This is a genomic window from Pseudoalteromonas sp. 68 DY56-GL68, assembly GCF_041414825.1.
GTDB lineage: Bacteria > Pseudomonadota > Gammaproteobacteria > Enterobacterales > Alteromonadaceae > Pseudoalteromonas.
Map to the genome: position 1 here is coordinate 13,604 of NZ_JAOCZL010000006.1, position 24,473 is coordinate 38,076.

At 41.2% G+C, this 24,473-nt stretch carries 21 protein-coding genes and 2 pseudogenes; 10 read left to right on the plus strand and 13 right to left on the minus strand.

Annotation, left to right across the window (positions count from 1 at the left end; all coding sequences use genetic code 11):
• Positions 1-8: 8 nt before the first annotated feature.
• Positions 9-1,256, minus strand: coding sequence for an amino acid deaminase (locus NYF15_RS00865; protein WP_371352450.1), 1,248 nt, complete (start codon positions 1,254-1,256; stop codon positions 9-11).
• Positions 1,257-1,456: 200 nt separating this feature from the next.
• Here NYF15_RS00865 and NYF15_RS00870 point away from each other — a divergent pair, with 200 nt between their 5' ends.
• Positions 1,457-4,396, plus strand: a complete 2,940-nt coding sequence (locus NYF15_RS00870) for a TonB-dependent receptor (protein WP_371352451.1) — start codon at positions 1,457-1,459, stop codon at positions 4,394-4,396.
• 195 nt (positions 4,397-4,591) lie between these two features.
• Positions 4,592-6,184, plus strand: coding sequence for a carboxylesterase/lipase family protein (locus NYF15_RS00875; RefSeq protein ID WP_371352452.1), 1,593 nt, complete (start codon positions 4,592-4,594; stop codon positions 6,182-6,184).
• Positions 6,185-6,218: 34 nt separating this feature from the next.
• On the opposite strand, the gene NYF15_RS00880 is transcribed toward NYF15_RS00875, so the two are convergent.
• The 3 genes from NYF15_RS00880 to NYF15_RS00890 all read right to left on the minus strand — a co-directional run bounded on the left by NYF15_RS00880 (position 6,219) and on the right by NYF15_RS00890 (position 8,655).
• Positions 6,219-6,938 carry an NAD-dependent deacetylase gene (locus NYF15_RS00880; protein WP_371352453.1) on the minus strand — a complete coding sequence of 240 codons (720 nt, stop codon included), beginning with the start codon at positions 6,936-6,938 and terminating at the stop codon, positions 6,219-6,221.
• On the minus strand, positions 6,935-7,957 hold the full coding sequence (locus NYF15_RS00885; protein WP_371352454.1) for a Kelch repeat-containing protein: 1,023 nt from the start codon (positions 7,955-7,957) through the stop codon (positions 6,935-6,937). Before NYF15_RS00885 ends, NYF15_RS00880 begins: the two co-directional genes overlap by 4 nt.
• A 68-nt stretch (positions 7,958-8,025) precedes the next feature.
• Positions 8,026-8,655 (minus strand): NAD(P)-dependent oxidoreductase, encoded by a 630-nt coding sequence (locus tag NYF15_RS00890; protein ID WP_371352455.1) that lies wholly within the window; start codon positions 8,653-8,655, stop codon positions 8,026-8,028.
• A 102-nt stretch (positions 8,656-8,757) separates the two neighbouring features.
• Between NYF15_RS00890 and NYF15_RS00895 the strand changes: the two genes are divergently transcribed.
• Positions 8,758-9,642, plus strand: coding sequence for a LysR family transcriptional regulator (locus tag NYF15_RS00895; protein WP_371352456.1), 885 nt, complete (start codon positions 8,758-8,760; stop codon positions 9,640-9,642).
• Between the two features lie 45 nt (positions 9,643-9,687).
• Entirely contained in the window at positions 9,688-9,939 is a 252-nt protein-coding gene (locus NYF15_RS00900) for a TIGR03643 family protein (protein ID WP_130151843.1), read from the plus strand.
• Positions 9,940-9,941: 2 nt separating this feature from the next.
• Here the strand turns inward: NYF15_RS00900 and NYF15_RS00905 are convergent, their stop codons facing one another.
• The 5 genes and pseudogenes from NYF15_RS00905 to NYF15_RS00925 form a co-directional block, all read right to left on the minus strand.
• On the minus strand, positions 9,942-10,382 hold the full coding sequence (locus NYF15_RS00905; protein WP_371352957.1) for a methyl-accepting chemotaxis protein: 441 nt from the start codon (positions 10,380-10,382) through the stop codon (positions 9,942-9,944).
• Between the two features lie 102 nt (positions 10,383-10,484).
• Positions 10,485-11,258: pseudogene (locus NYF15_RS00910) on the minus strand (PAS domain S-box protein); the annotation flags it as partial.
• A gap of 197 nt (positions 11,259-11,455) precedes the next feature.
• Positions 11,456-11,896 (minus strand): methyl-accepting chemotaxis protein, encoded by a 441-nt coding sequence (locus NYF15_RS00915; RefSeq protein WP_371352958.1) that lies wholly within the window; start codon positions 11,894-11,896, stop codon positions 11,456-11,458.
• 99 nt (positions 11,897-11,995) lie between these two features.
• Positions 11,996-12,775: pseudogene (locus NYF15_RS00920) on the minus strand (PAS domain-containing protein); the annotation flags it as partial.
• 102 nt (positions 12,776-12,877) lie between these two features.
• On the minus strand, positions 12,878-13,132 hold the full coding sequence (locus tag NYF15_RS00925; protein ID WP_371352457.1) for a YfhL family 4Fe-4S dicluster ferredoxin: 255 nt from the start codon (positions 13,130-13,132) through the stop codon (positions 12,878-12,880).
• A 601-nt stretch (positions 13,133-13,733) separates the two neighbouring features.
• Between NYF15_RS00925 and NYF15_RS00930 the strand changes: the two genes are divergently transcribed.
• Together NYF15_RS00930 and NYF15_RS00935 are read left to right on the plus strand one after the other, a co-directional pair.
• A complete protein-coding gene (locus tag NYF15_RS00930) occupies positions 13,734-14,963 on the plus strand; it encodes a hypothetical protein (RefSeq protein ID WP_371352458.1) in 1,230 nt (409 codons plus the stop codon).
• 109 nt (positions 14,964-15,072) lie between these two features.
• Entirely contained in the window at positions 15,073-15,567 is a 495-nt protein-coding gene (locus NYF15_RS00935) for a hypothetical protein (protein ID WP_371352459.1), read from the plus strand.
• A gap of 145 nt (positions 15,568-15,712) precedes the next feature.
• Here NYF15_RS00935 and NYF15_RS00940 read toward each other — a convergent pair whose 3' ends face one another.
• The 4 genes from NYF15_RS00940 to NYF15_RS00955 form a co-directional block, all read right to left on the minus strand.
• Positions 15,713-17,146 (minus strand): S41 family peptidase, encoded by a 1,434-nt coding sequence (locus tag NYF15_RS00940; protein ID WP_371352460.1) that lies wholly within the window; start codon positions 17,144-17,146, stop codon positions 15,713-15,715.
• Between the two features lie 197 nt (positions 17,147-17,343).
• Entirely contained in the window at positions 17,344-17,835 is a 492-nt protein-coding gene (locus tag NYF15_RS00945) for a DUF6653 family protein (RefSeq protein WP_371352461.1), read from the minus strand.
• A gap of 162 nt (positions 17,836-17,997) precedes the next feature.
• Positions 17,998-19,599 carry an ATP-binding protein gene (locus NYF15_RS00950; RefSeq protein WP_371352462.1) on the minus strand — a complete coding sequence of 534 codons (1,602 nt, stop codon included), beginning with the start codon at positions 19,597-19,599 and terminating at the stop codon, positions 17,998-18,000.
• Positions 19,600-19,611: 12 nt separating this feature from the next.
• Complete coding sequence (locus tag NYF15_RS00955; RefSeq protein WP_371352463.1) at positions 19,612-20,334, minus strand: response regulator; 723 nt, start codon at positions 20,332-20,334, stop codon at positions 19,612-19,614.
• A gap of 568 nt (positions 20,335-20,902) precedes the next feature.
• Between NYF15_RS00955 and NYF15_RS00960 the strand changes: the two genes are divergently transcribed.
• The 4 genes from NYF15_RS00960 to NYF15_RS00975 all read left to right on the plus strand — a co-directional run bounded on the left by NYF15_RS00960 (position 20,903) and on the right by NYF15_RS00975 (position 24,462).
• Positions 20,903-21,817 (plus strand): alpha/beta hydrolase, encoded by a 915-nt coding sequence (locus NYF15_RS00960; RefSeq protein ID WP_371352464.1) that lies wholly within the window; start codon positions 20,903-20,905, stop codon positions 21,815-21,817.
• A 58-nt stretch (positions 21,818-21,875) separates the two neighbouring features.
• The gene (locus NYF15_RS00965; RefSeq protein ID WP_371352465.1) at positions 21,876-22,811 is read left to right on the plus strand and encodes an alpha/beta hydrolase; all 936 of its coding nucleotides are present in this window, start codon (positions 21,876-21,878) and stop codon (positions 22,809-22,811) included.
• Between the two features lie 107 nt (positions 22,812-22,918).
• Positions 22,919-23,539 (plus strand): flavodoxin, encoded by a 621-nt coding sequence (locus NYF15_RS00970; protein ID WP_188730122.1) that lies wholly within the window; start codon positions 22,919-22,921, stop codon positions 23,537-23,539.
• Positions 23,540-23,556: 17 nt separating this feature from the next.
• Positions 23,557-24,462, plus strand: coding sequence for an AraC family transcriptional regulator N-terminal domain-containing protein (locus tag NYF15_RS00975; RefSeq protein ID WP_371352466.1), 906 nt, complete (start codon positions 23,557-23,559; stop codon positions 24,460-24,462).
• Positions 24,463-24,473: the final 11 nt, after the last annotated feature.

Below are 24,473 nucleotides of genomic sequence, written 5' to 3' on the forward strand. Positions count from 1 at the left end.
TCTTTCTCCTAAAAATAAGTCTCGACGACATCAACCACATTGTAGTTATCATCTATTACGTTGATGTAGCGCCACTTATCGAATGTTAAGCACGGATGAGAGGTAGCAAAGGCTACCATGTCACCAACCCGAAGTGTGGTATCATTTGGTACTTTCATCATGGCATGCTGGTCCATCATTTTTTCTATTTTCCAATTGCTATTTGCAGCGCTTATCTGCCCTTGCTGATCAACATGTAGTGTTGGGATTGGAAACCCTGCATCAAACGCTGCATCCCGTTTACCAAAGCCGACTATAGCCCTTCCCGCCTCTGGCATTGACTGCACATATGCCCAAATTTCTAAGCAAGATGTCAGCTCACTCCCTAAAGAGCATGCCAATTCATTGCGCGCTAAAATTTGTTGTTGGGCTTGCTCATAAATTCCCTGATCGTGAGTGACGTAACAACCAGGTCGCAACACGGCTATCATATTCTCGGTTAAATTATCAGGATGAAATGCCTCACACACTAAATCGTAGTATGCCGACCCACCAGCGGTGATCATCACTTGCTTAGTATCAAACGCATTATCGGCAATAAGCTGTTTGCAGGTCGCAACCGCATACTCAAGAAATTGACTCACGGCAAGGGGATCGCCCAGCACACCTTCATAAACCTCTATACCCGCTAGAGCTAATGAATCGAATTTTGCTATTTCTGCGATCAACTCTGCCAATAACTGACTGTTAACCACACCACAGCGGCCATCAGCAACACCAAGCTCAATCAGTACATGAATAGTGTGCTGAGTATTAGCAAAATATTCACCAAGCATACGTACGTTATCAAGGTTATCGACCAAGCAATAAAATACAATTTCATTGCTACTGAGTAAGTCATCAAGCTGTTGATAGTTTGCCCGACCAACCAATTGATTAGCCATCAAAACTCGCTCAGCGCCACTCGTTACTGCTGCAACAGCTTGAGCTGTGGTTGCCACAGTAATTGCATATGCTCCAGCCGCTAATTGTTTTTTAAAGATGGCAGGTGTCATGGTTGTTTTACCATGCGGAGCAAATAACACATGGCTTTGGTTGGTATAGTCAGCCATCCAGCTAATGTTATTCAATAGGCGTGATTCATACAGACACAAACATGGCAAACTGACATCTTGCTGTGCAATGTTCCACCCTGATTTGTGAAGCTGCTGAACATTACCGAGTCCTTTATTGGCTCGGCTTACGGTTTCCAAGTTTGCAACGCTTAATTTTTTCATTCAAAAACTCTTCATATAAATCAGCTGGTTAATTACTTTTCATTAAAAACCATACAAAAAATGTGACTTATTTAATGTAATGGGTATTGCAATTTTGTTAAATCTAATGTTAATTAATAACACACCAACAGTCAATACATGTTACAAATTAACAGAAGATAATAATTAACTTTAAAAATACAGGATGAGGAACGTTTAAAATGAAAACTAAAACCCGTCACCAACATACACTCTCGCCAAGCATAACGGCTAAGGCTGTGGCAGCTGTCATTTGTGGGCTAAGTGGCCTAAATACAGTAGCCGCGCAGCAAAGTGATTTGACAAACGATGAAATAGAAACCATTGAGGTACGTGGTATTGCAGCCAGTAACAAGCAAGATATTAATAACAAACGCTTTAGTACTGGTGTGATGGATTCAATCACCGCAGAAGATATTGGTAAATTACCCGATGTGACCATTGCAGATACTCTACAACGTATACCCGGTATTCAAATTCGTCGCTCAGCAGGCGAAGGCTCAACGATTAATGTTCGTGGTATGCCGCAAGTGACAACGCTGTTAAATGGCGAACAATTTTTAAGTGCAGGCTCAATTACAACACTTCAACCTGATTTCACTGACGTACCTGCTGCGCTTTTATCGGGTATTGATGTACTCAAGTCTCCCCAAGCCGATATTCTCGCAGGTGGTATTTCAGGCACATTAGATCTAAAAACTCGCCGCCCATTCGACTTAGAACAAGGCACGACTTTTTCATTTACAGGCGAAGCGACACGCGGCAGCTTATCCGAAGAAACCGATCCTAAGTTAGTGGCATTCGCGGGCTATAACAATGACAAATTTGGTATTATTTTCACTGCCGCTTATGATGAAAGTACACTTGCTAACTACCGTAATGGTACGATTTTAACCTCCAACGAGATTCAAAATGAAACCTCTCGAGATTTCAATGGTGATGGAGACTTAAACGACAGTTACTACAGTCAACGTTTTTATGGCGTAATGCATCGTGAAACTGAGCGAGATCGCCTCGGCTTAAACACCACTGTGCAATATCAGTTGTCTGATTCACTGACTTTTACCGGTGATATATTCTATACCGACATGGATGATGCGGATCGCAAACAAGGGATGATGGTCGATAATGCGCGCGGCGAGATTTGGGCTTATTCAGATAACTTTATACCACGCCTCGACAACGACCGTGGTGGACAAATTTACACTGTTAACGACGCCACATTAGAAGCACGACGTGTCAGTGCTTACTCAGAAAGCTTAACCAATGATCGTGAATCAACTAACGCAAGCTTACTCTTTGAATATCAAGGAGATGGTCCTCTTTCGGGTGAGTTCAGATACATTCATGGTAGTGCCGAGCGCGGTCATACCGAAAATGTAGCGCATGGTTATTTAACCTCTGGCGCACAACATGGCTTACTTAGAAACGACGGCACAGGTGCAACGCCGGTTAATCCAAATGGTGTTGGCCCAGATCCTGTCATGGTTGATTTCTCTCGTACTGGCGAGTACATCACCCTAGGTTTTGAGGAAGGCTTTGGCAGCGATATCAATCAATATAACCTAGTATCAACTTACTCAGAAAATAACTTCGAAGAAGAAGCAACGCTTGATGTTGCTAGACTTGATGGCCGTTATGAGTTTTCAACAGACCACCTCACTAACGTCGACTTTGGATTACGGGCATCAAAACGCGATGTAGAGCGCGAAACGTATATTTTAGTGGCACCATTTACATCTGGTGATATTACCGCTGATGTCATGTGGAAAGACTCTGGGGCCTCTTTAGGCGATACCAATGGCGATGGTGAAAACAGCGTTGCGGGTGGTGATTTAACTATTGGTCATCCAAACTATTTTAGTGATTTACCAGACGGCTGGGTAAACCAAATAAATGACTTTGGACCAGGTGGTGTAGGACAAGGGTTTTATCTTATCGATCCGAAGGTAATGGATGACCCTATGGCATTTCAAAATGCTATTTACCCAGGCAATAAACGACTGGCTAACCCATCACGCACTTACAAAGTAAAAGAGCAAACCCAATCAGCTTACTTTAAATTTAATTTTGCGGGTGAGTTGGCTGATATGAGTTACACCGCAAATATTGGTGCGCAATACATCAAAACAGAACTCGACATGTTACAAAACCAACTCGGTTCAGCACGTCCATGTTCATTATGTACCGCGAGTGAAAAAACAGGTGAAAAATGGTTAAGTCGTGATTATTCAGACTTTTTACCATCAATGAACTTTAATTTAAACCTCACTGAAGATTTCATTCTACGTGCTGGTTACGGCAAAACAATGACAACGCTAGACATTGGTAAACTTGCGGGTGGCATCAGTGTTGGTCGTACTCGCGCTGGTGATATCCTCGCAGCTGAACTCGGTGTGAGCCCAGATCTACTCGTTGCGGTACAAGGCACGCAAAATGGTAATCCAGACTTGGAGCCTTGGCGCGCAACTAACTATAACTTATCTGCCGAGTGGTATTTTAATGAAAGTGGCTTATTAAGTATTTCTGCTTTCTTAATGGATATAGAATCATTTGTCGAAAGTGGCACTGTAATGCTGGGTCTGCCAGACATTGACGGCGTAATTCGTCGCGAAGTACCTGTAACGACCGAAATTAATGGTGAAGGTGGTGAAATCAAAGGCTTTGAGGTTACCTATCAACAAGCATTCGACTTCTTGCCAGAACCTTTTGATGGTTTAGGTACATCTCTAAACTTTACCTATGCCCCGAGTGACAGCGCTAACGTCGATGTTTACGGTAAAAGTCTACCAATCCAAGACAACTCTGAAAAATCAGCTAATGCTGTTTTATGGTATGAAAAAGGCCCATTACAACTTCGCTTAGCTGCAAACTATCGTAGCGACCGTCTCGATAGCTTAAGCTCCGCTATGGGCGAAGGCGTGGTGCCGTTTTGGACTAAAAGTACACTGTATTATGACATGTATGCTGGTTATGAATTTGCAGAAGACACGAGCATTTATACGTCGATCAGCAATTTAACCGAAGAAAAAGAAGATATATACGCCCAGTGGTCAGACAATGTGATCACTCAAAATATCTTTGAGCGTCGTATTACATTAGGTATTCGTACACGCTTTTAAGCGTTAACTAAATTTGGCTCACTTCTGCCCAAGTGATAAAAGACTAACTTAGTCTTTTTAATGAACAACGCACCGCGTGGTTTAGCCAAATACTAAACCAGTACAGACTCCCCTTGGTGCTGTACTGGTTTTCTCGTTGTTACTGTATGAATATGTTAATATTATAAGCCTAACCAGTTCTACCTAGGCTATGTGATGACATCTCGTTTTTTTAACTCTATTCTGTGTGCTTCTGTATTACTAAGCTCAGCTATTTTTTTACAAGGCTGCCAAGAGCAACCAAAAAGTAACAATATCAAAGTCAATGGTGGATTAATCCAAGGACAGCAACAAGGTCGCGTAATAACTTATAAAGGCATTCCTTACGCCGCTCCCCCTGTAGGTGATTTACGCTGGCGAGCACCGCAGCCTGTGCCCAAGTGGCAAGATGTAAAAGTACTTAACGATTACGCCCCTGACTGTATGCAAAAGCCATTTACTGGCGATGCTGCGCCGCTTACGACAACCCCTTCGGAAGACTGCCTTTATTTAAATGTATTTAAACCCACGAAACACAGCGATACTCCCTACCCTGTTGTGGTTTGGATACACGGTGGTGGCTTTGTAAATGGTGGCGCATCTCCCGCTGTTTACTCGGGTGAAAGTTTTGCTAAACAAGGCGTTATTTTTGTTAGCTTTAATTATCGATTAGGCCGATTTGGCTTTTTTGCACACCCTGCTCTTACTCGTTTTGAGAATGATGCACTAGGCAACTACGCATTAATGGATCAAATTGCGGCTCTTGAGTGGGTGAAACAAAATATCGCTCAATTTGGTGGTGATGCTTCTAAAGTGACACTCATGGGTGAATCGGCTGGTGGCGCATCGGTGCATGCGATGATGCAAACCCCTGCTGCTAATGGCTTATTCCAACAAGCGATTATTATGTCGGCAGGCGGACGAGAGCTATTTAAGCAATTGCCACTTAAAAGTGATAACGACACTGTATTAAGCGCCGAAAAAATTGGCGAAAACTTTGCCAAACAACACACCATTTTAGGCAGTGATGAAAATGCCCTTGCTGCACTACGTGAATTATCTGCCGAAGACGTGGTTGATAACCTCAATCTGAGCACATTAAACCGACAAAATGATGATGAGTCTACCTACGTTGGCGGACCAATTATTGATGGCACTATCATCAATTCGGCGACAGAAGCGCGCTTGAGTAAAGGCACATTTAGCCATGTTGCGACCATGGTTGGCACAACAGATATGGATTTAGGCTTTGCTAATTTTGCTTCAAAAGAGGCGCTATTCGCAAGTTTTACTCCGCACAGTACACAAGCAAAAATGACTTACGATGCAGATGAGCAAATGCCATTGCCTTTACTCAATTACCAAGTTGGTCAAGATACTTTAATGCAAGAACCAGCAAGGTTCGTCGCAAAACGTGTGACAGATATGGGTAAAGATGCCTTTTTGTATCGTTTTGGTTATGTGGCGCAAACCTTAGATAAACCTGGTGCAGAGCACGCCAGCGAAATTCCGTACTTTTTTAATACTGTGGCAGCGAAATATGGGCATGTCACCACAGAGCAAGATAAGCAAGCCGCTAAAATAATGCACCGTTATGTGACTAACTTTATTAAATTAGGCACACCAAATGGCCCAGGTTTACCAACATGGCAAGCATATAAAACTGATGAATCTTTTATACTGCAAATGAGCAAATCAGGGACTGCAGAGTTTTTACCCGACCCCTTACAAGCACGGTTAAACATCACAGCAACAAAAGCTGAAAATTAATTAAACAAGGCGCTTAATATAAGCGCCTTATTTTTTACCCTTGCTGCTGAACATACTCAAGCGCAGTCATCTTGTGGTAGGTTACATTAGGATGAAATACATGAGTAGGATCGGGGTCAACCACTTCTATTGGTGTGCCTTGACTGCGTGCAATATCGAGTGCCATTTGCGTAATATTGACGCTAAACGAGGTGCCGATAAAGACGATTTTATCGGCATCGAGCATACGCTGTTGCGCCTCTGAAATACGATAAAGCTCAGTGTAGTATTCGTCAAATAACAACACGTAAGGCTTAAACGATTCGTTAATCATCGGGCTTTCATTATTAATATTGAACACCTCAAGCAAGGAGTTGTGGAGATTGTCTTCATTAATTTTATCCCACGGCGCGTTAAAAGCCATTACATCGTCACCTTGATGATGAAACAGTGTCATTTGATCTAAGCGACCATGAATAGCAATAAAATCAGTGTTTCCTGCTTTGCCATCAAGACCATCGATATTTTGCGTAATAAGATTTTTATCACTCAACCAATGATGTACCTCATTGGGACCGTGATGGCGGTAGGTTGCAAAACGATGATAATACCAAGCTAAAAATTCGCGGGGGTTGTTTTCGTACATAGCACGGGTTGCCATTTCCATCGGCGTATAATTTTTGCTACCAATGGTCCAAAAGCCATCTTCACCACGGAAGGTCGGTATACCGCTAGCGGCACTCACACCCGCCCCAGTAATATAGAGTGTATTCATAGAGATAACTTTACCTTGTAACCAAGTGCATCGGCTGTCACTTGTTGATTATTGTCCATACCACCAAGACGATACAAGCTTCCTTGGTGCTCTAATAAACCTCGATGATCCATGCTCGCAGTATCGGCTTTTGGCATCACTTGCCACGTGTTTTTATTAACATCAAAGCGCCAAACATGATCACTCGCTGGCGCGGGTTTGCCATCGTATCCCATACCATTGTAGTTATATGGGTTATCAGAGCCGCCCATCATATAAATATCGCCATTGAAATTGGTTGCAGCCATACGGTAATGGGCAACACCTGTTGGATGTGGCACGGTACGCCAATCTATTTTTAATGGGTTATTAGCATCAATTGTGCCTTTTAAACACTGTGCAACCGCAGCAAATGAACGACGCTTATCTGCATTCGCCTGTGTTTTAACGCCATCACACACCAATATAGTGTTGCCACTAATTGCCGCCGCTTGACCAAACACCGGTTGGCCTAAAAAGGGCGAAGCCTGTTGCCAAGTATCTGTATGCGTATCATAAACTTGTACAAGGTTAACATTGCCATCGTTATGCCAACCACTGACTAAATAGATATAACGCTGCTTATAGGAAAGCGCCACACTGTCATCCACCGGCACAGGCATATTGGCAAGTTGCGTGTATGAATCAGAGCGCACATCATAGCGATATACATCAGGTGTAGAGATTTCTTGATGATCAGCGCTAACGGTATAACCACCAAATACATAAGCATGTTGACCAACCCCCACCGCGGTACTCGCTAGGCGACCAGTAAGGGGCAATGTACTTGGTACCGCTTTAGCTGCTTGCCACGCGTTATCGCCCACTTTGAGTACCCATACTTTATTGTGAACATCGGTATGTGCTTTGCCTGAGCTCAGGCCCATAAAGCTTAAAAAGTAGGCGTTTTCATCAATTACAACTTTGGCTACAGCATTGTTAGCAACGGGCTCAGGTAAGGCGGGTATGGTTGCAAGTGCAACAGAAAATAGCAGGCTCATAAATTAAATAGGTAACTTAACACATCGCTTAAGAATACCATTTTATGAGCCTGAAGAAAGGCTCGTTATTAGTAAGCAATACTAATGCGTTGATTTAAATGTGCTGCCGACTGTGCTTCATCAAGCATCGCTTTTGCATAGTCGGTGACTGAAATTTTGCTTTCGCCGTTTGCATCAGTAAAGAAGCTGTCGCCACCGACGCGGTATGGGCCTTCTGACTCACCTGGGTAGATAACCGCAGCGGGTGAAACAAAGGTCCACGACGTATCTGTTGTTGATGCTCTAAATACATCAAGCGCTTCACCTTGAGCAATGGCTTCTGCTTTGTATTCAGCAGGAAAATCTGGGCTTGATACCAGTGTTACACCGGATGCCACTTCTAAGCTTCCTGCACCGCCCACCCATAAAATGCGTGTGCCAGTACCTGCAAACGCGTTTAGTAATTGCTTTGCTGTGTTTGCCACAATTTCATGGTTACCTAAAGCACGACCACCAATTGCAGCAATAACAACATCGCTCTCGGCTACTACACTTGCGATATCATCTTTTGTTAAATCAAATTCAGTCACAGTAACATTTTCTTGCGTTACTTTACTTGCATCTCTTACTAGTGCATTTACTTGATGACCACGTGCGATTGCTTCTGATGTAATGTGACTGCCAATCCAACCTGTTGCGCCAATAACTGCTAATTTCATGAGGAATTCTCCGTTGTTTGTTTCAATGATTTCAGTTTACTTGCTCACTATTTACTGATAAATACACTAGATAGATACATATTGTTTCACTTGAAGATACTAATGGACAAACTCACTTCAATTACTAGCTTTGTCGAAGTTGCCCGTACAGGCAGCTTTACTCAGGCAGCAGAGCATTTAGGCTTAAGCCGGTTACAAGTTTCTAGGCATATTCAAGATATTGAAAAGTGGCTAAGTTTAAGGTTGTTTCATCGCACAACACGAAAAGTAAGTTTAACTGTTCAAGGCGAAGAAGCCCTTAGCTATTGCCAGCAAATACTAAATCAAGTGTCTGACTTACAAAGCCGAGCGCACAGCCATAACAATGAATTGGTGGGGACTATTCGCGTTGCCTCCCCCATTGGGCTTGGCCAACATAAGCTGTTTGATGCCATTGAAGAGTTTACCAAGCGCCATCCACAGACGCGATTTGAACTGTTACTTTCAGATAGTTTATCGCAGTTGGTTGATGACCGCGTTGATATTGCTTTGCGTTATATCCACCAGCCCGATGAAGGTCTTATTGCCCGCAAGCTCATGTATATCGCAACTGCAGTGTGTGCATCACACGATTATTTAGCTGTGAACCCACCGATTAATGAGCCGAGTGACTTAACTGCACACAATTGCCTTATTCATAACAAACACACTATTTGGCAATTTCAACGTGACGATAACACACAAAAAGTGACCGTTAAGGGCAACATTGTTGCCAACGATATGGGCGTACTTTTAAAAGCAGCAAAACAAGGGATGGGGGTTGCTCACTTGCCTTGTGACTTAGCTAATGACTATTTAGCATCGGGAGAACTTGTTAAAGTACTGCCAGAGCACATAACAATTGGCTCTCACTTATGGGCGGTGTATTTATCACGTAACTTCCAGCAAAATGTAGTGAGGGCGTTCATCGACTTTTTAGCAGAGCACTGGCAACAAGATATCTTATAATCTAAATCCGCTGCAGCTACGTATAAGCTACAAAAAGGAGCCGAAATGCAGCACTTAGATCATGAAATATCTCGTATTATAGAGATGGCGTGGGAAGACAGAACCCCGTTTGAAGCAATAAACCAACAGTTTGGCTTAAATGAAAAAAGCGTTATCACGTTAATGCGTGAGCAATTAACAAACTCAAGTTTTAAACTTTGGCGAAAACGCGTATCTGGGAGGCAAAGTAAGCATATAAAACTTCGCCACCCTGATATTCTACGTGGTTATTGCAAAACCCAATACAAGCACAGGTAACACTATTTAAGTTGGTCAGCGAACTGACCAACGGCATCCACTACTTTTTGCGCGCCATTTTGAATGTCACTCATCACTTTTCCGGATTCAGTCGCAAGGCTGTAACCCTGCTCAGCTTTACTTTTTCCTTGCTCTATCACCTCTACCGTATTTTGCGTCAGTGCCCTGTTTTGCTGTACAACATCAACAATTTCAACTGTCGCTTTCGAAGTGCGTGAAGCTAGCTGCCTTACTTCGTCGGCAACAACCGCAAAGCCTCTGCCTTGCTCACCGGCCCTTGCAGCTTCAATTGCCGCATTTAGAGCAAGTAAATTAGTTTGATCTGCGATACTGCTGATGCTCTGTACAATATTAGCTATATGCTGAGATTGCTTATCAAGTGCTGCTATTTCCGTTGCTGCTTGCTCCATTTTTTTTGCAAGTTCGTCCATTACATTCACCATATCACCTAATACCTCAGCGCCTTGATGAGCGATTTGGTCAGTTTCTGTCGAGGTGTTATATGCAATTTCAGCAGCTTGAGATACAGCTATTTCACGATTAATTTGCTCTGTTATCACTGTTGCAAATTTTACGATTTTATAAAGCTCCCCCTGCTCACAAAAAACAGGATTGTAGCTTGCTTCAAGCCAGACAGGTTCACCATATTTATTAACACGTTTAAAACGTGACGCAATAAACTCGCCCCTTTGAAGCTTTTTCCAAAAATCGGCGTAGTCTGCTGAGTTTGCCTCCTCGGGTTCACAAAATATACTGTGGTGTTTTCCCACTATTTCTTGTTTTGTGTAGCCAACGCCTTGTAAAAACTGCTCATTGGCAGTAATTACATGGCCAGATAAATCAAACTCAATCACCGCCATTGAGCGATGAATCGCTTTTACTAAATCTTGGTTTTCTCTTGATGTTTCTATGGTTCGGGTAAGTGCACTGGCATGCAAAGTAAACTGCTGGAACTGCTGCTGCCTATTAATAACCGGATGCAAAATAACCCGCAACCACGCTTGTTCATTATGGGCATTTACAAGCTGTACAGCACCTACCCATGCCTCTTTATCATCAAGCGCTTTTTTAAAGCTGTGGTAATGGCGTGTCGTTCTTGCCAGTTCAGGCACTAAACTAAGAAGTGGTTTGCCTATCAGTTGATTCTTCTCATAACCTAGCTCAACGGTTGCTTGTTCATTCAGTGACAAGATATGTGCATTTTTATCTAATTCTAAAGTAAGCATTTTACTGTCGAGCGTATTTTTTACTTGTGAAACAGTAAACAACTCATCGTCTAATTCAGTAACTTTATTCTTTAATGATTGACTAAAAAACATGGGACTCTTCACGTTAAGGTAAGAAAAAATACACCTTGGTCTGATGTATAGGCATGCACATAGCAAAATAGTATATGCATGCTTACTTTAACGTATTCGTTACAGTAAAGTCCCTATTTTTGCGATAATAGGAAAATTCTTAAGACGAAATAAGAATTAACTTAACAATTTGAATAAAAAAAGAAAAATACGCATATTTAACTTGTCAGCTGATTAGCAAACTGCCCAACGGCATCGACAACTTCCTGCGCTCCTTGCTGAATATCTTCCATGACTTTTCCTGATTCATTGGCTAATACTTGCCCCTGCTCAGCTTTAACTTTACCTTGCTCTATCACTCGCACGGTATTTTGCGTAAGAGACTGATTGTCTTTTACAACATCAACAATTTCTTCTGTTGCTTTAGACGTACGAGACGCCAATTGCCTTACTTCATCAGCCACAACAGCAAAACCACGCCCTTGCTCTCCGGCACGAGCAGCTTCAATCGCGGCGTTTAACGCCAATAAATTGGTTTGCTCAGCAATACTACTAATGCTTTGCACAATATTGGCTATTTGTTGTGATTGCTTATCAAGCGCTGCGATTTCCTGTGCTGCCTGCTCCATTTGCTGCGCAAGCTCATCCATCACAGCCATAGTGCTTTGTAAAACGTGTGCACCTTGTTTGGCGAGCTTGTCTGTTTCTGTTGAGGTGCTATATGCAATTTCTGCTGCTTGAGAAATAGCATGCTCACGGTTCACTTGATCAGTAATGACAGTGGCAAACTTCATTACCTTATACAACTCACCAAAATCATTCGTAATAGGGTTATAAGACGCTTCAAGCCATACGTCATTGCCATAACGGTCAACGCGCTTGAAACGCTCAGCAATAAATTCCCCCCGTCTGAGGCGCTGCCAAAATGCTTCATATTCTGCGGAGTTAGCGACCTCGGGCTCACAAAACATACTGTGATGTTTACCTACAATATCGTCTTTTTTATAACCCATGGCTGCTAAGAAAGGCTGATTCGCATTAAGTACATTACCATTTAGATCAAACTCAATAACGGCCATTGAACGGTAGATAGCATTGATAACATCCCGTTGCTCGCGAGAACTGGCAATTGCATCAGTTAACACAGTGCCGTAAATCGCAAAATAATCCAGCTCACCTTCTGCGGTATGAACTGGATGAGCAATTAAACGTAACCATTCGAGCTTGCCATCGAATCGAGCTATTTGTAGATGACCGACGCCATGCTCTTGACGATCAATTGCACGTTTTAGCGCTATAAATTGATCACTACTTTTAGATTGAGGTGTAATTATGTTTTCAAAAGGAGAGTTAATTAGCTGCTCAAGAGAGTAGCCTAATTCATCTAAAAAGTTTTGGTTTATATAAGCCATAGCCCCATCGGCATTGAGCCTAAGAACCAACATTTCTTCATCAATGCCTGCTGTTAGATCTTTAAGCGGGTAGAGCTCTGCTTTTAATGCTGCAATTTCAGCTTCTAAAGACTTACCAAACCACATAACACACCTTAATTAATAATAACGTATTGTTGTACCTAGAATTGTAGAACAATTAGCGCAAGCTGCTACTTTAAAATCATTAAAAAGAATGAGTGTACAATACTAAGACGCTTGAGAAGTGAGTTTGACGTACTTATCAGCAAGTTCATCAAGTGATTCTCGATGATTTGAATCAGGTTTAATGCAATCGATTGGGCAAACACTCACGCAAGTCGGATTATCGTAATGGCCAATACACTCCGTGCATTTATTAGGATCGATTTGATAAATCTTCGCGCCCATATAAATAGCCTCATTCGGACACTCAGGATCGCACATATCACAGTTAATACATTTGTTATTGATGAGTAATGCCATGACACACCTTTAAGCACGAAAATGAGTATTGCCATTAAAATCCACATTATGGATTTCGGACGCGACAAAATTGCAGCCGCGTAATATAGATTGCAGCGAATGAAATTTCTTTGATCTAGATCAATCTTAGAAGTACTAGGGATTCTCTTCGACTGATGTTTTAGAAATACCGCGTCAGCGATTTTTTACCGAGCTTAGTTGTTTGATAAGGAAGTAAGATGCTTTTTATGGAAGCTAAACAGATTTTTGGTGCCTGCAACAGTTATTAAGAAGTAACTCGTTTCTGTTCCAAAATGAGTTAACGTAATTGATTTAAAGATGGCTTTAAGCAAACAGCAAACATTGAATATTTTCTTTTGATATGGTTTTTATATTCAGAATTTACAACTTCCCCTATATTCAGGAAAATGAGCAATTTGCGCATTCTTGTCGTAAGACCACTTTACTAATTTAAATTATTTTGTTAACTAGCAAAAGGTTAGCTAATTTGATAAAAACGTAGTAATCAGAAAAGTGAGCAGTTGTGTGGTAGAAATATGCGTGATTTGCGCACTATTAAATTTTAGTGCCATTTTTGGCAACAAATAGAGTTAAGAGTTAAATGAATATAAAGAAAGATAAAATATTCCGTGTTAAACATGCAATATTATCTGCTGATAAAAACTCGTCATTAAAAGATATTGTTGATAGTGATAATTCCGCCTTTGATGGCATAAGAATGCTGTACTCCACCAATGCTAGTGGTGCCCAATTGCAGGTTGATGACTCACTAAATCACATTGTTTCAGGTATATTCTCTAAAAAACGATTGCTTGCTTACTCAGATTCAATCAGAAAAGAAATGGAAACTGGGACATCGGTAATTTGTTTTAAACAAAGAGCATTGTTCGATACGAATTTACTATCAGACCTACCAAAATATCTTAAAGGTAGTGATATATCAACAAAAGAGAAAGTTGAAGAAATTTTAAATGTGATTGAAAGTACCTATGGGGGAGGGTTCGATTATTGTTTCTCCATGCTTGAAAATTTAAGGCAGTTTACATCTGACAATAACCCATATCCTGTTAACAAGGTTTCATCAGCTATATATTTAGATCATAAACTGCGAGGCACCCTAAAGCCGTTAAGTGAAGAAGAGGACATATTTGAACCGTATTTTGAACAAGCAGAAAATGTTTGGTTTAATTTTAGAGCCAGTAAAGAAATGTGGAACTTGATAGACAAAAGAGACCTCATTTATGCAGTTATGCTCAAAACTTACCATTTATGCTGGACGAATGAACAGATTACCTTAGAGGTTGCACTCAACAAGCTTGTAGACTACTGTTTGGAAACATTAGGGGTTGTACCTCTCAAGGAGTTATATTTTTCTTGGAAAGTTATAATTGGCTATAGTGTTGGTTATTTTACTCCTGTTTTTGACGAAAGTTCTTTAAAGGCTCCCAAAAAGGATTCTATCAAACGGATAGGAGCTCTCTCATGGGATTTATTTATATTTAGATTTGCTGAAACTTTATTGACAGAAGAAAAAGGGAACAGCTTCTACATCCCTAGCATAACAACTTTAGATAAAGGTTTGCTCGACACTATTGCTAGTTGCCCAGTTAAAGCCATGATTTCATTTCCTGAGCTTAATTATGTTGAAACTATTTTCGAAGATGAACTTCAATTTCAACAGTGCTTAGATTCTGCGATCACCCCAAAACAGAAGTCAACGATCTTAGATGAAAGTAGAGGTATTAAGGGGGATAAAAATTTGAGGCATTATATATCTATGTCTATTTCTGAATTAGAAAAGTCAATAAATAAATTAAACTCAAAGCGCTAACAAGGCGCTTAAACGGACAAATAACTGCTGGTTGGGTTTCGCTTCGCTACACATTTTAGCCTGCAGTCATTTGCCGCTTAGCGTAGCGTTATGAATCTAGAGTGTCAGTATGAAATCTGAAATAAAAATAGTTATCATCTCTTCCTTGCTAGCTTTTGTAGGAGCTGGTGCTGGCTCATTTTTATCTTTTGAATTGTCTGAGAATGCTTGGGAAAGAGATATCGAATACAAGGAAAAAAGACTGATACTAGATCAAAGAATTAAGCTAATAGAACGAGCCGCAAAGATTTTTGCTTTATTAAATGAAGCGGAGAAGAATAGCGCCCTAATTGGTTTAGAGAAACAACGGCTACTGCTATCCATTAAAGAAGGAAAGGAAATACCAGCAGAAAAAGCTGATGTAAACAAACTTTCTAACCGCTCTATTGAACTGCGAGCTGAATATACGGCTGTTTTGTCTTTACTTAATATGTACTTTGGGCCAGAAACAAAACTAGCTCTACAAAATATTTCAAAATCAGAAAAATGGTATAAACCTTCAAGAGGCGATGTTCAGGCCGTGATGAATGCGGTAAGTAAAGAACTACATTGGTTCGACTCATAACAAGTTATTAAAATCGGACAAATAACAGTTGGCTGGTTCCGCTCCGCTACTAATTTCTGTCCACAAACGAGTTATATACCTGTTTACTCATTTCAGTAAATTAGAATACATTGAGAAACGACTCAATGTATTCTAATAATAAGCGCTAGCCTTGAGAGAGAAGCCATTCTACGGCTGCGTCAAAGCCTTTATCTGTTCCACTTACGCGCTCTTGCAGGTTAAAAAATGACGTTTGAATCATCGGTGGGATACCTGTTTGCTCATATAACACGCGCTGGTTTGATAATTGTTTCATATTAGACAGTCCAAAGATAAAACCATTCGGTAACGATTTAATTAAACTACCCGATAACATTCCTTGCGTTGCCTCTCCAATTAATGTCACTTTTTCTGATGTACTAAGCATCAAAGTTGCAAGCTCAGCAGCAGAAGCCGTTGTGTTACTTATCAGCACTACAACGGGTTTACCATAATTGTGTGCTGCGGGTGTGAGTGTTACAAACTGCTCAGGGGTAAACTGATTTCCGTAACGAGTACTTTTAATGTAGCCCGTTTGTGGGCTGGCAATGAAATACTCAGCGAGTGCTTTTGCCAAATAAGTATAGCCGCCACCGTTAAATCTTAAATCAATAATCACACCATCTGTTGATTCAAAATCAGCGATCACTTGCTTCATTGTGCTATGCAGTAAAGCAAGTGCTTCAGGGTGCTTATTCTCTTCGGTATAGTCGTTAAAGCTATCAATAAACAGATAACCTAACTTTTCGTGTGTCCCCCAAATAATGTGGTCGTTAGCTGCAAATGATAAAGTATCTGAGGATAAATTATTTAAAATAGCAGCCTGAATAAGGTTTTCACTCTCTTTGATGTACTCTGCTAAGGCACTATTTTGAGATATAGTTAACGGCGGCGTTAAATCATTTTTAGTAAGAAATTCGTTTCGTAAGCGCTCATATAATATAGGCTTTTCTGACTGGCGATAAACGGCCACTTTATCGCCGTCTGAGATAAAAGCATGCCCATTTTGCAACGGCTTAATTGCCTCAGACATTATTTCAAATAACTCTGCTCTTGAGGTTTGCTCTGATACAGCCCACCTAGCTTGTTGACCTACCTCGGTCCAATCCACACCCACAGATTCAAAACTATAATGGTATTGCGAAAAGGTTTGCAGAAATATCTCTAATGTCACTTCGGGGGAGTTGTTATCAATCCCTGATGTTAAATCAAAAATGTCATGGCGACATATTTCAGGCAGTTTTGATGATGATTCATACTCAATGCCAAAGTCATTATCATCCATCGGCAAGCCTAGGTATGTTGGGCTGAATAGTTCGTTGTCTGCTATCTGATAACGGCTTAAAAACTCGCTTTTACTTAAGGTTTCAATTTTAGAAAGTAAACAGTAGTCAGGTGTAAACTCATAATGCATAACAGCATCTGCTACGATATGAAGTGCAGAGCCATAAGGCTCAGATACCCAATAACCTTGCTCGGGTTCAGACAGTCTACTTTCATCACACCCTCCCAATAAAAATAGAACAGGTAGTGCTAGTGTACCTAATCGACTCAGTTTCATAACATCCTCTTAATGCCAGTTTATCTAGTTCGTAATTAACCGTTAGAAATTTTACTTACGATGAGCTACAAATCTCATCGCTTCCATTTCATGGCTAAACGAACCAGTATTGATTAAATTGTCTGCATGATAATCAAATGCCGTAGTAAATATCGGGTCGTTATGTGTCGAAATAAGACAGTTTGTGACAGTGCTCGTTATAACGTGTCAGGGTTTACGTTGTCATGGTAAAGCCACACCATGCGGTCTAAAAACCAGCTTTTAGCTAAATAAGTTATTAAAACCCCATAAACACAGTGAGTAATATTAAAGCTATATGCACCCCATAAACTTATGAAAACACCCACTAAAGCCGTTATTTTCAGAATCTGATACAGTCGTATTTGATGATGCTCAGGCAAGCTACTGCGATCACGGTTTAAGTATACCTGTTCGCCAAGCACAGCTTTCGTTGCCCAGCTAGACGCATCTTTAGGTTTTGAGAAAATAATGGGATTAATAAACGTCCAAACAACAGCTAATATCAAAACGACTATCATCAAAGTGATGCTGTAATTTCTTAGCCAAATAGCAGCTAAAAAGAGGGGCAATACGCTGTATCGAGACCACACACTTAAAGGGTTTGCATGCCTACCCCAACCATCGTGATCGAGCCTAAATAAGCGAGCCAACTTGCGTTCAATTGTCATACTGTGCTCCTTGGTATAAAAGAGTTTTGATAAGTTTCATACTATGTACAAATCAAAACCAACAAGTAGCAGTATAACGAATAGAATACAGGCTTAATGTGACAAACTGGGACAGTGTTTTATTCGTCAGCCCCCTTTATATACCTCACATTACTTAACAGCTCACTCAGAGCATCTATGCTCAGATGGCAAGTTAAAAACAAATAGTGCACCACCTAAAGCAGAACGCCCAGCAGTAATAGTGCCGCCATGCCACCTCGCTATATGACTCACAATGGCAAGCCCTAAGCCATAGCCGTTATTTGACTCTGCTCTTGTGCTGTTAAGCTGCTCAAAAGGCATAAAAATGCGTTCCAGATCAGCCTCATTTATACCTGGGCCATCATCGCTTACCTCAATTGTAAATTGCTCCGCTTGTAGGTTATATACAAGGGCGACTTCAACCTGAGAGTGAGCATATTTGCATGCATTGATGACTAGGTTGCTAACTGCACGCTGCATAGCAGTTTTATCAACATAAGCCAGCTTATCTCGACATTGAGGCTCGATATTTAACGTGTGTTGGATTGTCGGGTATAACTGAAAAATATTGTGGCATTCCCACTCTAATATTGAAGAAAGGTTATAACTTGCAAAATTAGCTAATTGTATTTTGTTGCTGTACCGAGATAACTGCAGTGTTTGATTAACCAAATGCTCAACATCATCAATACTATTAAGAATAGTTTGTCGATACTGGTTATTTTGCTCTTTTGACGTTGAGTCATCAAGCATCTCAAACGCAAATCTAATTCGATATAACGGAGTACGTAAGTCATGCGCTATAGCATTAGTGAGTGTTTTTTGGCCTTCAAGCAGCTGCTCTATTTTCTTCGCCATTTGATTAAATGTACTACCTAAACTAGCAACAACAGATATTTTTGATACTTCCGCCCTACTGTGTAGGTTTCCTTTACCGAACTCCGATGCTGCAACCAGCAGGTTTCGAAGATCACGCCATAACGGGTATACCCATAAAAACATACAAACAGAAATCAACAGTACAAACACGACTATCAATATCAGTACTACGGAAAGATCCACAGAAGTCATTGGTATTAAATTAGCGTTCAAATACCCTTTTTTTGCTGGTAGCTGAGCATAAAATGATAGATCCCCTGAAGGCTCTTCTCGCCAGAAAAAACCATCTTGCTCAATTTGTTGTTGTTCATCCAATGTGGGATTAAGTAAGTTAGGTGCGATGATTTCCATATCAAAAGAAAATGTTAACGACAATTGCTCAAGAAGCAACGGCCAGTCCTGCGAAGGTGTATTTTCAAATGCTTGTTGAAGAAGGTATATAGACCCTTGAGCACCGCGTCTGATTTTTTCTTCTGCTGAAACATCAGTAAAAAACTGTAAGACTTGATCATTTTGAGGTACTGTTTTTAAAAGACTTTCAGGCTCTGCATTAATGAATAGTATTTCACCTTGCTGTAAAAGTGCTTTTTGCTTATCACTCAAAGACAAACTAGTTAAAGGCACAAGCCTAATATCAAAACCAAATTTCTGTTTCAGTGAAGCAATACTTTTTTGCCTCTCAGATTCAGGAATAATCGTTAATCGCGACTCAATTAACCTCAGTGTACCTTGATAGATATGAATAAACCGCTGACCTTCAATATGCTCATTAAATCGCACTATCGGATTATACTGGCTAGGATATAAAAGAAAGAATAGAGGACCAAACACCAGCAACCATAATCCTGCAAACGATTTAAGCATACGCCATACCCTCTAATATACGCATAACTGATACCCCAGTCCTCTCACAGTTTTTATCATCTCTTCAGGGTGGTACATATGTAGTTTCTTTCTTAACCTTGACACGCGCCGATCAATAGAGCGGTCTAATCCATCGTATTCAAATCCTCTAATTGTCTGGATTATATCATCGCGTGACACCACCTTACCTATTGAGCGAGCCAGTAACACCAATAGTTCAAATTCTGCACTCGTGAGTTCAACTGAATGACGATTTAATGTGACTGAGCGGTTGCTCAAATTAATGACTAAGGGGCCACATTCTATAGCCGCATGAACTTCGTCATTAGGATGATATGGGTTTGCTCTTTGTGAACGACGAAGTAAAGCATTAATTCTCGTTAGGAGTAACCGAGGTTGAACTTGTTTTACTATGTAGTCATCAGCCCCTATCTCAAGGCCCAACATTTGGTCAATATCATCGTCCAGTGCAGTTTGCATCATAATAAAACCGCGATACTCACTGCGGATCTGGCGGCAAACATCCAAACCATTCATCCCCGGAAGCATAATATCCAAAATAACGAGGTCAGGTTGGCAGCGTAAGATTTCCTTTGCAGCTTCCGCACCATTAGAAAACACCGACACATTAAATTGATATCGCTCTAAAAAGTCTCTGATTAAACAGGATAACGCTAAGTCGTCTTCAACAAGGAAAATAGATTTTTTGGGGTTGGCTTGTGGTGATAAATTCATCCTTTTCCTCTATCAAAGAGCTGAGGGCTTCAAGAACCCGATTAAACTTCACAGCATCATTTAACCTGCAATGTGTACTGAAGAAATGCTAATCTTTGTTATACTATCACTCGGTTTCTAAACTCGCTACTGTTACGATTTCATGTCTAAGTGTGCAGCATTTCCCCTCTTAGCGCTTGTCGACCAATAAGAAATGAACATCACTTCCTGTATAGTAACTATTTAATTAAAGCAAAACAGGCAATTTGGCTTCCATTATCCGCTAAAGTATACAGCTACTCTTCTAGGCAACTAGAACCTGTATCTTCTCTGATAAAAATGAACGACAAGCAATATTATTGTATGTTAGTTAAAATAACCATAAGCACAAACAACCACCACTTCGCTTTTATTTAAATTACTGCACTTATTGTCTTTCGGCATTTTAGACAAACACCCTGTCATTTTAGGCAAACATTTGTTTCAGCCCATTCCTATACTTAATCTCAATGAAGGACGCAAAGCAAACAGCTCTGCAATCGAGAATAGTCTCTGTCCTTACTTATTAACCCAACGAGGATATACGCTCATGAACAAAGTTACTTTTCCAAACACTAACGGTTTAGATATTACTATCGCTGGCTTATTAAATTTACCTGCTGATTTTGATGAAACGAAAACCTACCCAGCCGTTGTCGTATCGCATCCAGGTGGTGGTGTTAAAGAGCAAACAGCAGGGACTTACGCACGTAAACTAGCTGAGCAAGGTTTTGTCGCTATTGCGTACGATGCATCTTACCAAGGTGAAAGCACTGGTGAGCCACGCCAACTTGAAAACCCACATGTTCGTACCGAGGATGTGAGTGCAGTAATCGATTACTTAACGACCTTACCTTATGTAGACAATGATCGCATTGGCGCAATGGGTATCTGTGCGGGTGCAGGTTACACCGCAAATGCTGCAATTAACGACCGTCGTATTAAAGCAGTTGGCACGGTAAGCATGGTAAATATTGGCCAAATGTTCCGTAATGGCTGGGATAACAATGTAAAAGACAGCGACGCTATCCCATATATACAAGCTGGCTCTGATTCTCGCACATCGGATGCAAGTGGTAACGACATTGCAACTATCCCAATGGCACCGCTGAAAGAAGAAGATGCACCAAACGAAGAACTTCGCCAAGCGTGGGAATACTATCACACAGACCGCGCCGCTTATTGCACTGCACCGGGTTTTGCGACTGCACGCAGCTTAAATCAAATCATTACTTATGATGCATTCTTTAAAGCTGAAGCATTTTTAACGCAACCATTACTGACCGTTGTCGGCAGCAATGCAGGCAGCAAGTGGATGAGCGATGACCTAATGGCGCGCGCTGCATCAAGCAGCAAAAACATGCACATCGTTGAAGGTGCAAACCACATGGATTTATATGATGGCGAAAGTGAAATCACTGAAGCTATCAGCGTATTAGCCCCGTTCTTTACAAGCAATCTGTAATTATTAATCCGTATGAGCCCGGACAGGGCTCATTCCTAAACGGCATTTAGGAGCAAACATGAACATTCAAACAGTTAATATTCAAAACCACGATATGGCGTGGGCAATCTCAGCACTTGTTTTAACACCTGCTAATTTTGATGAGTCAAAAACCTACCCAACCATGATCAGTGTTCACCCATTTGGTAGCTGTAAAGAACAAACCTCGAGTAGTGTATATGGTAAAGCACTTGCTGAAGCGGGTTATGTGGTTATTGCCTTCGATGCCAGCTATCAAGGTCAATCTGGCGGTACACCTCGCTTCATTGAATATCCATCACAACGCGTTGAAGATATTAGCCATGTTATTGATTATGCAGTGACACTCCCTTATGTCGATAACGAGCGTATTGGCAGCATTGGGGTATGTGGTGGTGGTGCTTATGTGTTTAACTCAGCACTGACTGAAAAACGCGTTAAAGCCGTTGTGGGCATCACACCAGTTAATTTGGGTCGTTTATTTAGAGAAGCATTCACCGAGTTTAACCCAGTCGGCGCACTTGAAGCGATGGCAGCACAACGGACTGCCGAAGCACTTGGTGGTGATTTACAAGTTAACGAATTACTCCCACCAAGCATTGAATTTGCCCGCGACAATGGCCTGACTGAACGTGATGTTTTCGAAGCGACCGATTACTACAAAACATCGCGTGGTCAAAGCGAAGGCGGCGCAACACGTATGTTATTTTCTCATGCACAAAAAACCCTCACGTGGGATGCCTTCGCGTTTGCCGAAACATTAATGACTCAACCTATGATGGCTGTGATTGGTCAAAAAGTAGGGGCATTTGGCGCGTACCGTGACGGTAAAGAAATTTACGGAAAGTCATTTGCATCAAAAGACCGACAACTCGTTGAACTAGAAGATTGGTCGCACTATGACCTGTACGACAACCCTGAGCCAGTTGCGTTAGCGATGCAGCAAATACTGCCTTTTTTAACCAAGCATTTATAAATCGCGCACTTATAAGCTGAGCATGCATAAAACAAAGAAGTTAGGCCCATGCTTGGCCTAACTTACTTTTGTTGTTGAATTGAATTTGCGATTTTAGGAGTTAACGAATGATTAAATGGCTATTTATAATACTCGCAGTGGTCGTATTAGGGCTTTTATCTCTTGCCATTTGGGTCACACAAACCGAAAAATCTCAGCATGCTAAAAACAGCTTACGTCTACACAATGCGGAGCCGAGAATCACGCTTGATGCCAAAACAGCCGTCGTGGTTTTTTCTCGCTCAGGGAATACTGGGGTTTTAGCAGATCACATAGCGCAAAAGCATAACGCGGAGCTGTTTGAGATAACGGCTACCGATTACGAGTTAGGTATTCCTGGTTGGATAGCAGCTCTCAATGATGCCAGAAGCAACGTAGCAACAATTACCCCGAGCAATATTAACCTTGAGAAGTATCAAACCATTTATTTAGGCTCACCTATTTGGCTTTATAGCCCTGCCCCACCGATTTGGCAGTTTGCAAAAAATAATGACTTTTCAGGTAAAAATGTGATTTTATTTAATACCTTTAACAGTAAGTTCGAACAGCATTTTATTGATGATTTTGAAAAGCTAGTTCGGGCAAATGGCGCAAAAACGTTTTCTCACAGGTACGTGAATCGTGGCCGTATGGGCTCTCAAATTAGTAGCCAAGATATGCTTGATAAATTTGACAGCCAAGATAACTAACCGTGAGTTTTTAAAACATGATAGACACCAACCATCAAGAGATTGCTAAACCGCTCGCGCAAAAGATTATGTTATTCGCTAATAAAGCGGGTGATATTACCTCTCATACGCCAGAGCTCACATTGCACATTCGTAACGCACCAACCGACCCCTTGCATTGTATTTACACATTAAGCCTTGCGGTGGTGCTGCAAGGTGCAAAAATGCTTTCAGTTGAAAACAGTGTACTGTCCTGCTCTGGTGGGCAAACCATGTTAACGACTTTCGATTTACCCGTGGTATCCCATGTGACCGAAGCAACACGCCACCAGCCATTTGTTGCCATGGTACTAAAGCTTGATTACAACTTAATTTTGCAAACAGCCGCAGAACTTAAACTGCCAAAGCAATCACGCAACGAAACGTTTGAGCCGATTTCTATTCATAATATCGATGCGGGGCTAACTGATGCACTTAATCGGTTATTTGAGCTTGAATATAACCATGCACTTCGCGACGGCTTACAGCCATTACTCATGAAAGAAATTGTTATTCGCCTTTTACAGGGGCCTCATGGGCCTCACCTTAGAAAACTAGCATCAGAGGGGTCACCAAGTAGTCATATCGTTAGAGTTGTGAGCTGGCTTAAAACCAACTTTATGCGCCCAGTACAAATTGAAGAGCTAGCAAAACAAGCGCATATGAGCTCATCAACATTTCGCCAACACTTTAAAACCATTACTGGCACCAGCCCATTGCAGTATTTAAAAACCTTACGGCTGCAAGAGGCTCGCGATCAAATGCTGATCAATGGTCTTGACGCTGGTCAAGCAAGTGGTGTGGTCGGTTACGAAAGCCCTTCGCAATTTAGTCGCGAGTACAGCCGTTTATTTGGCCTGCCTCCGCAAAAAGATATGCAAAGGTTAAGGCAACAACAAATTTAAACAAACTCGTT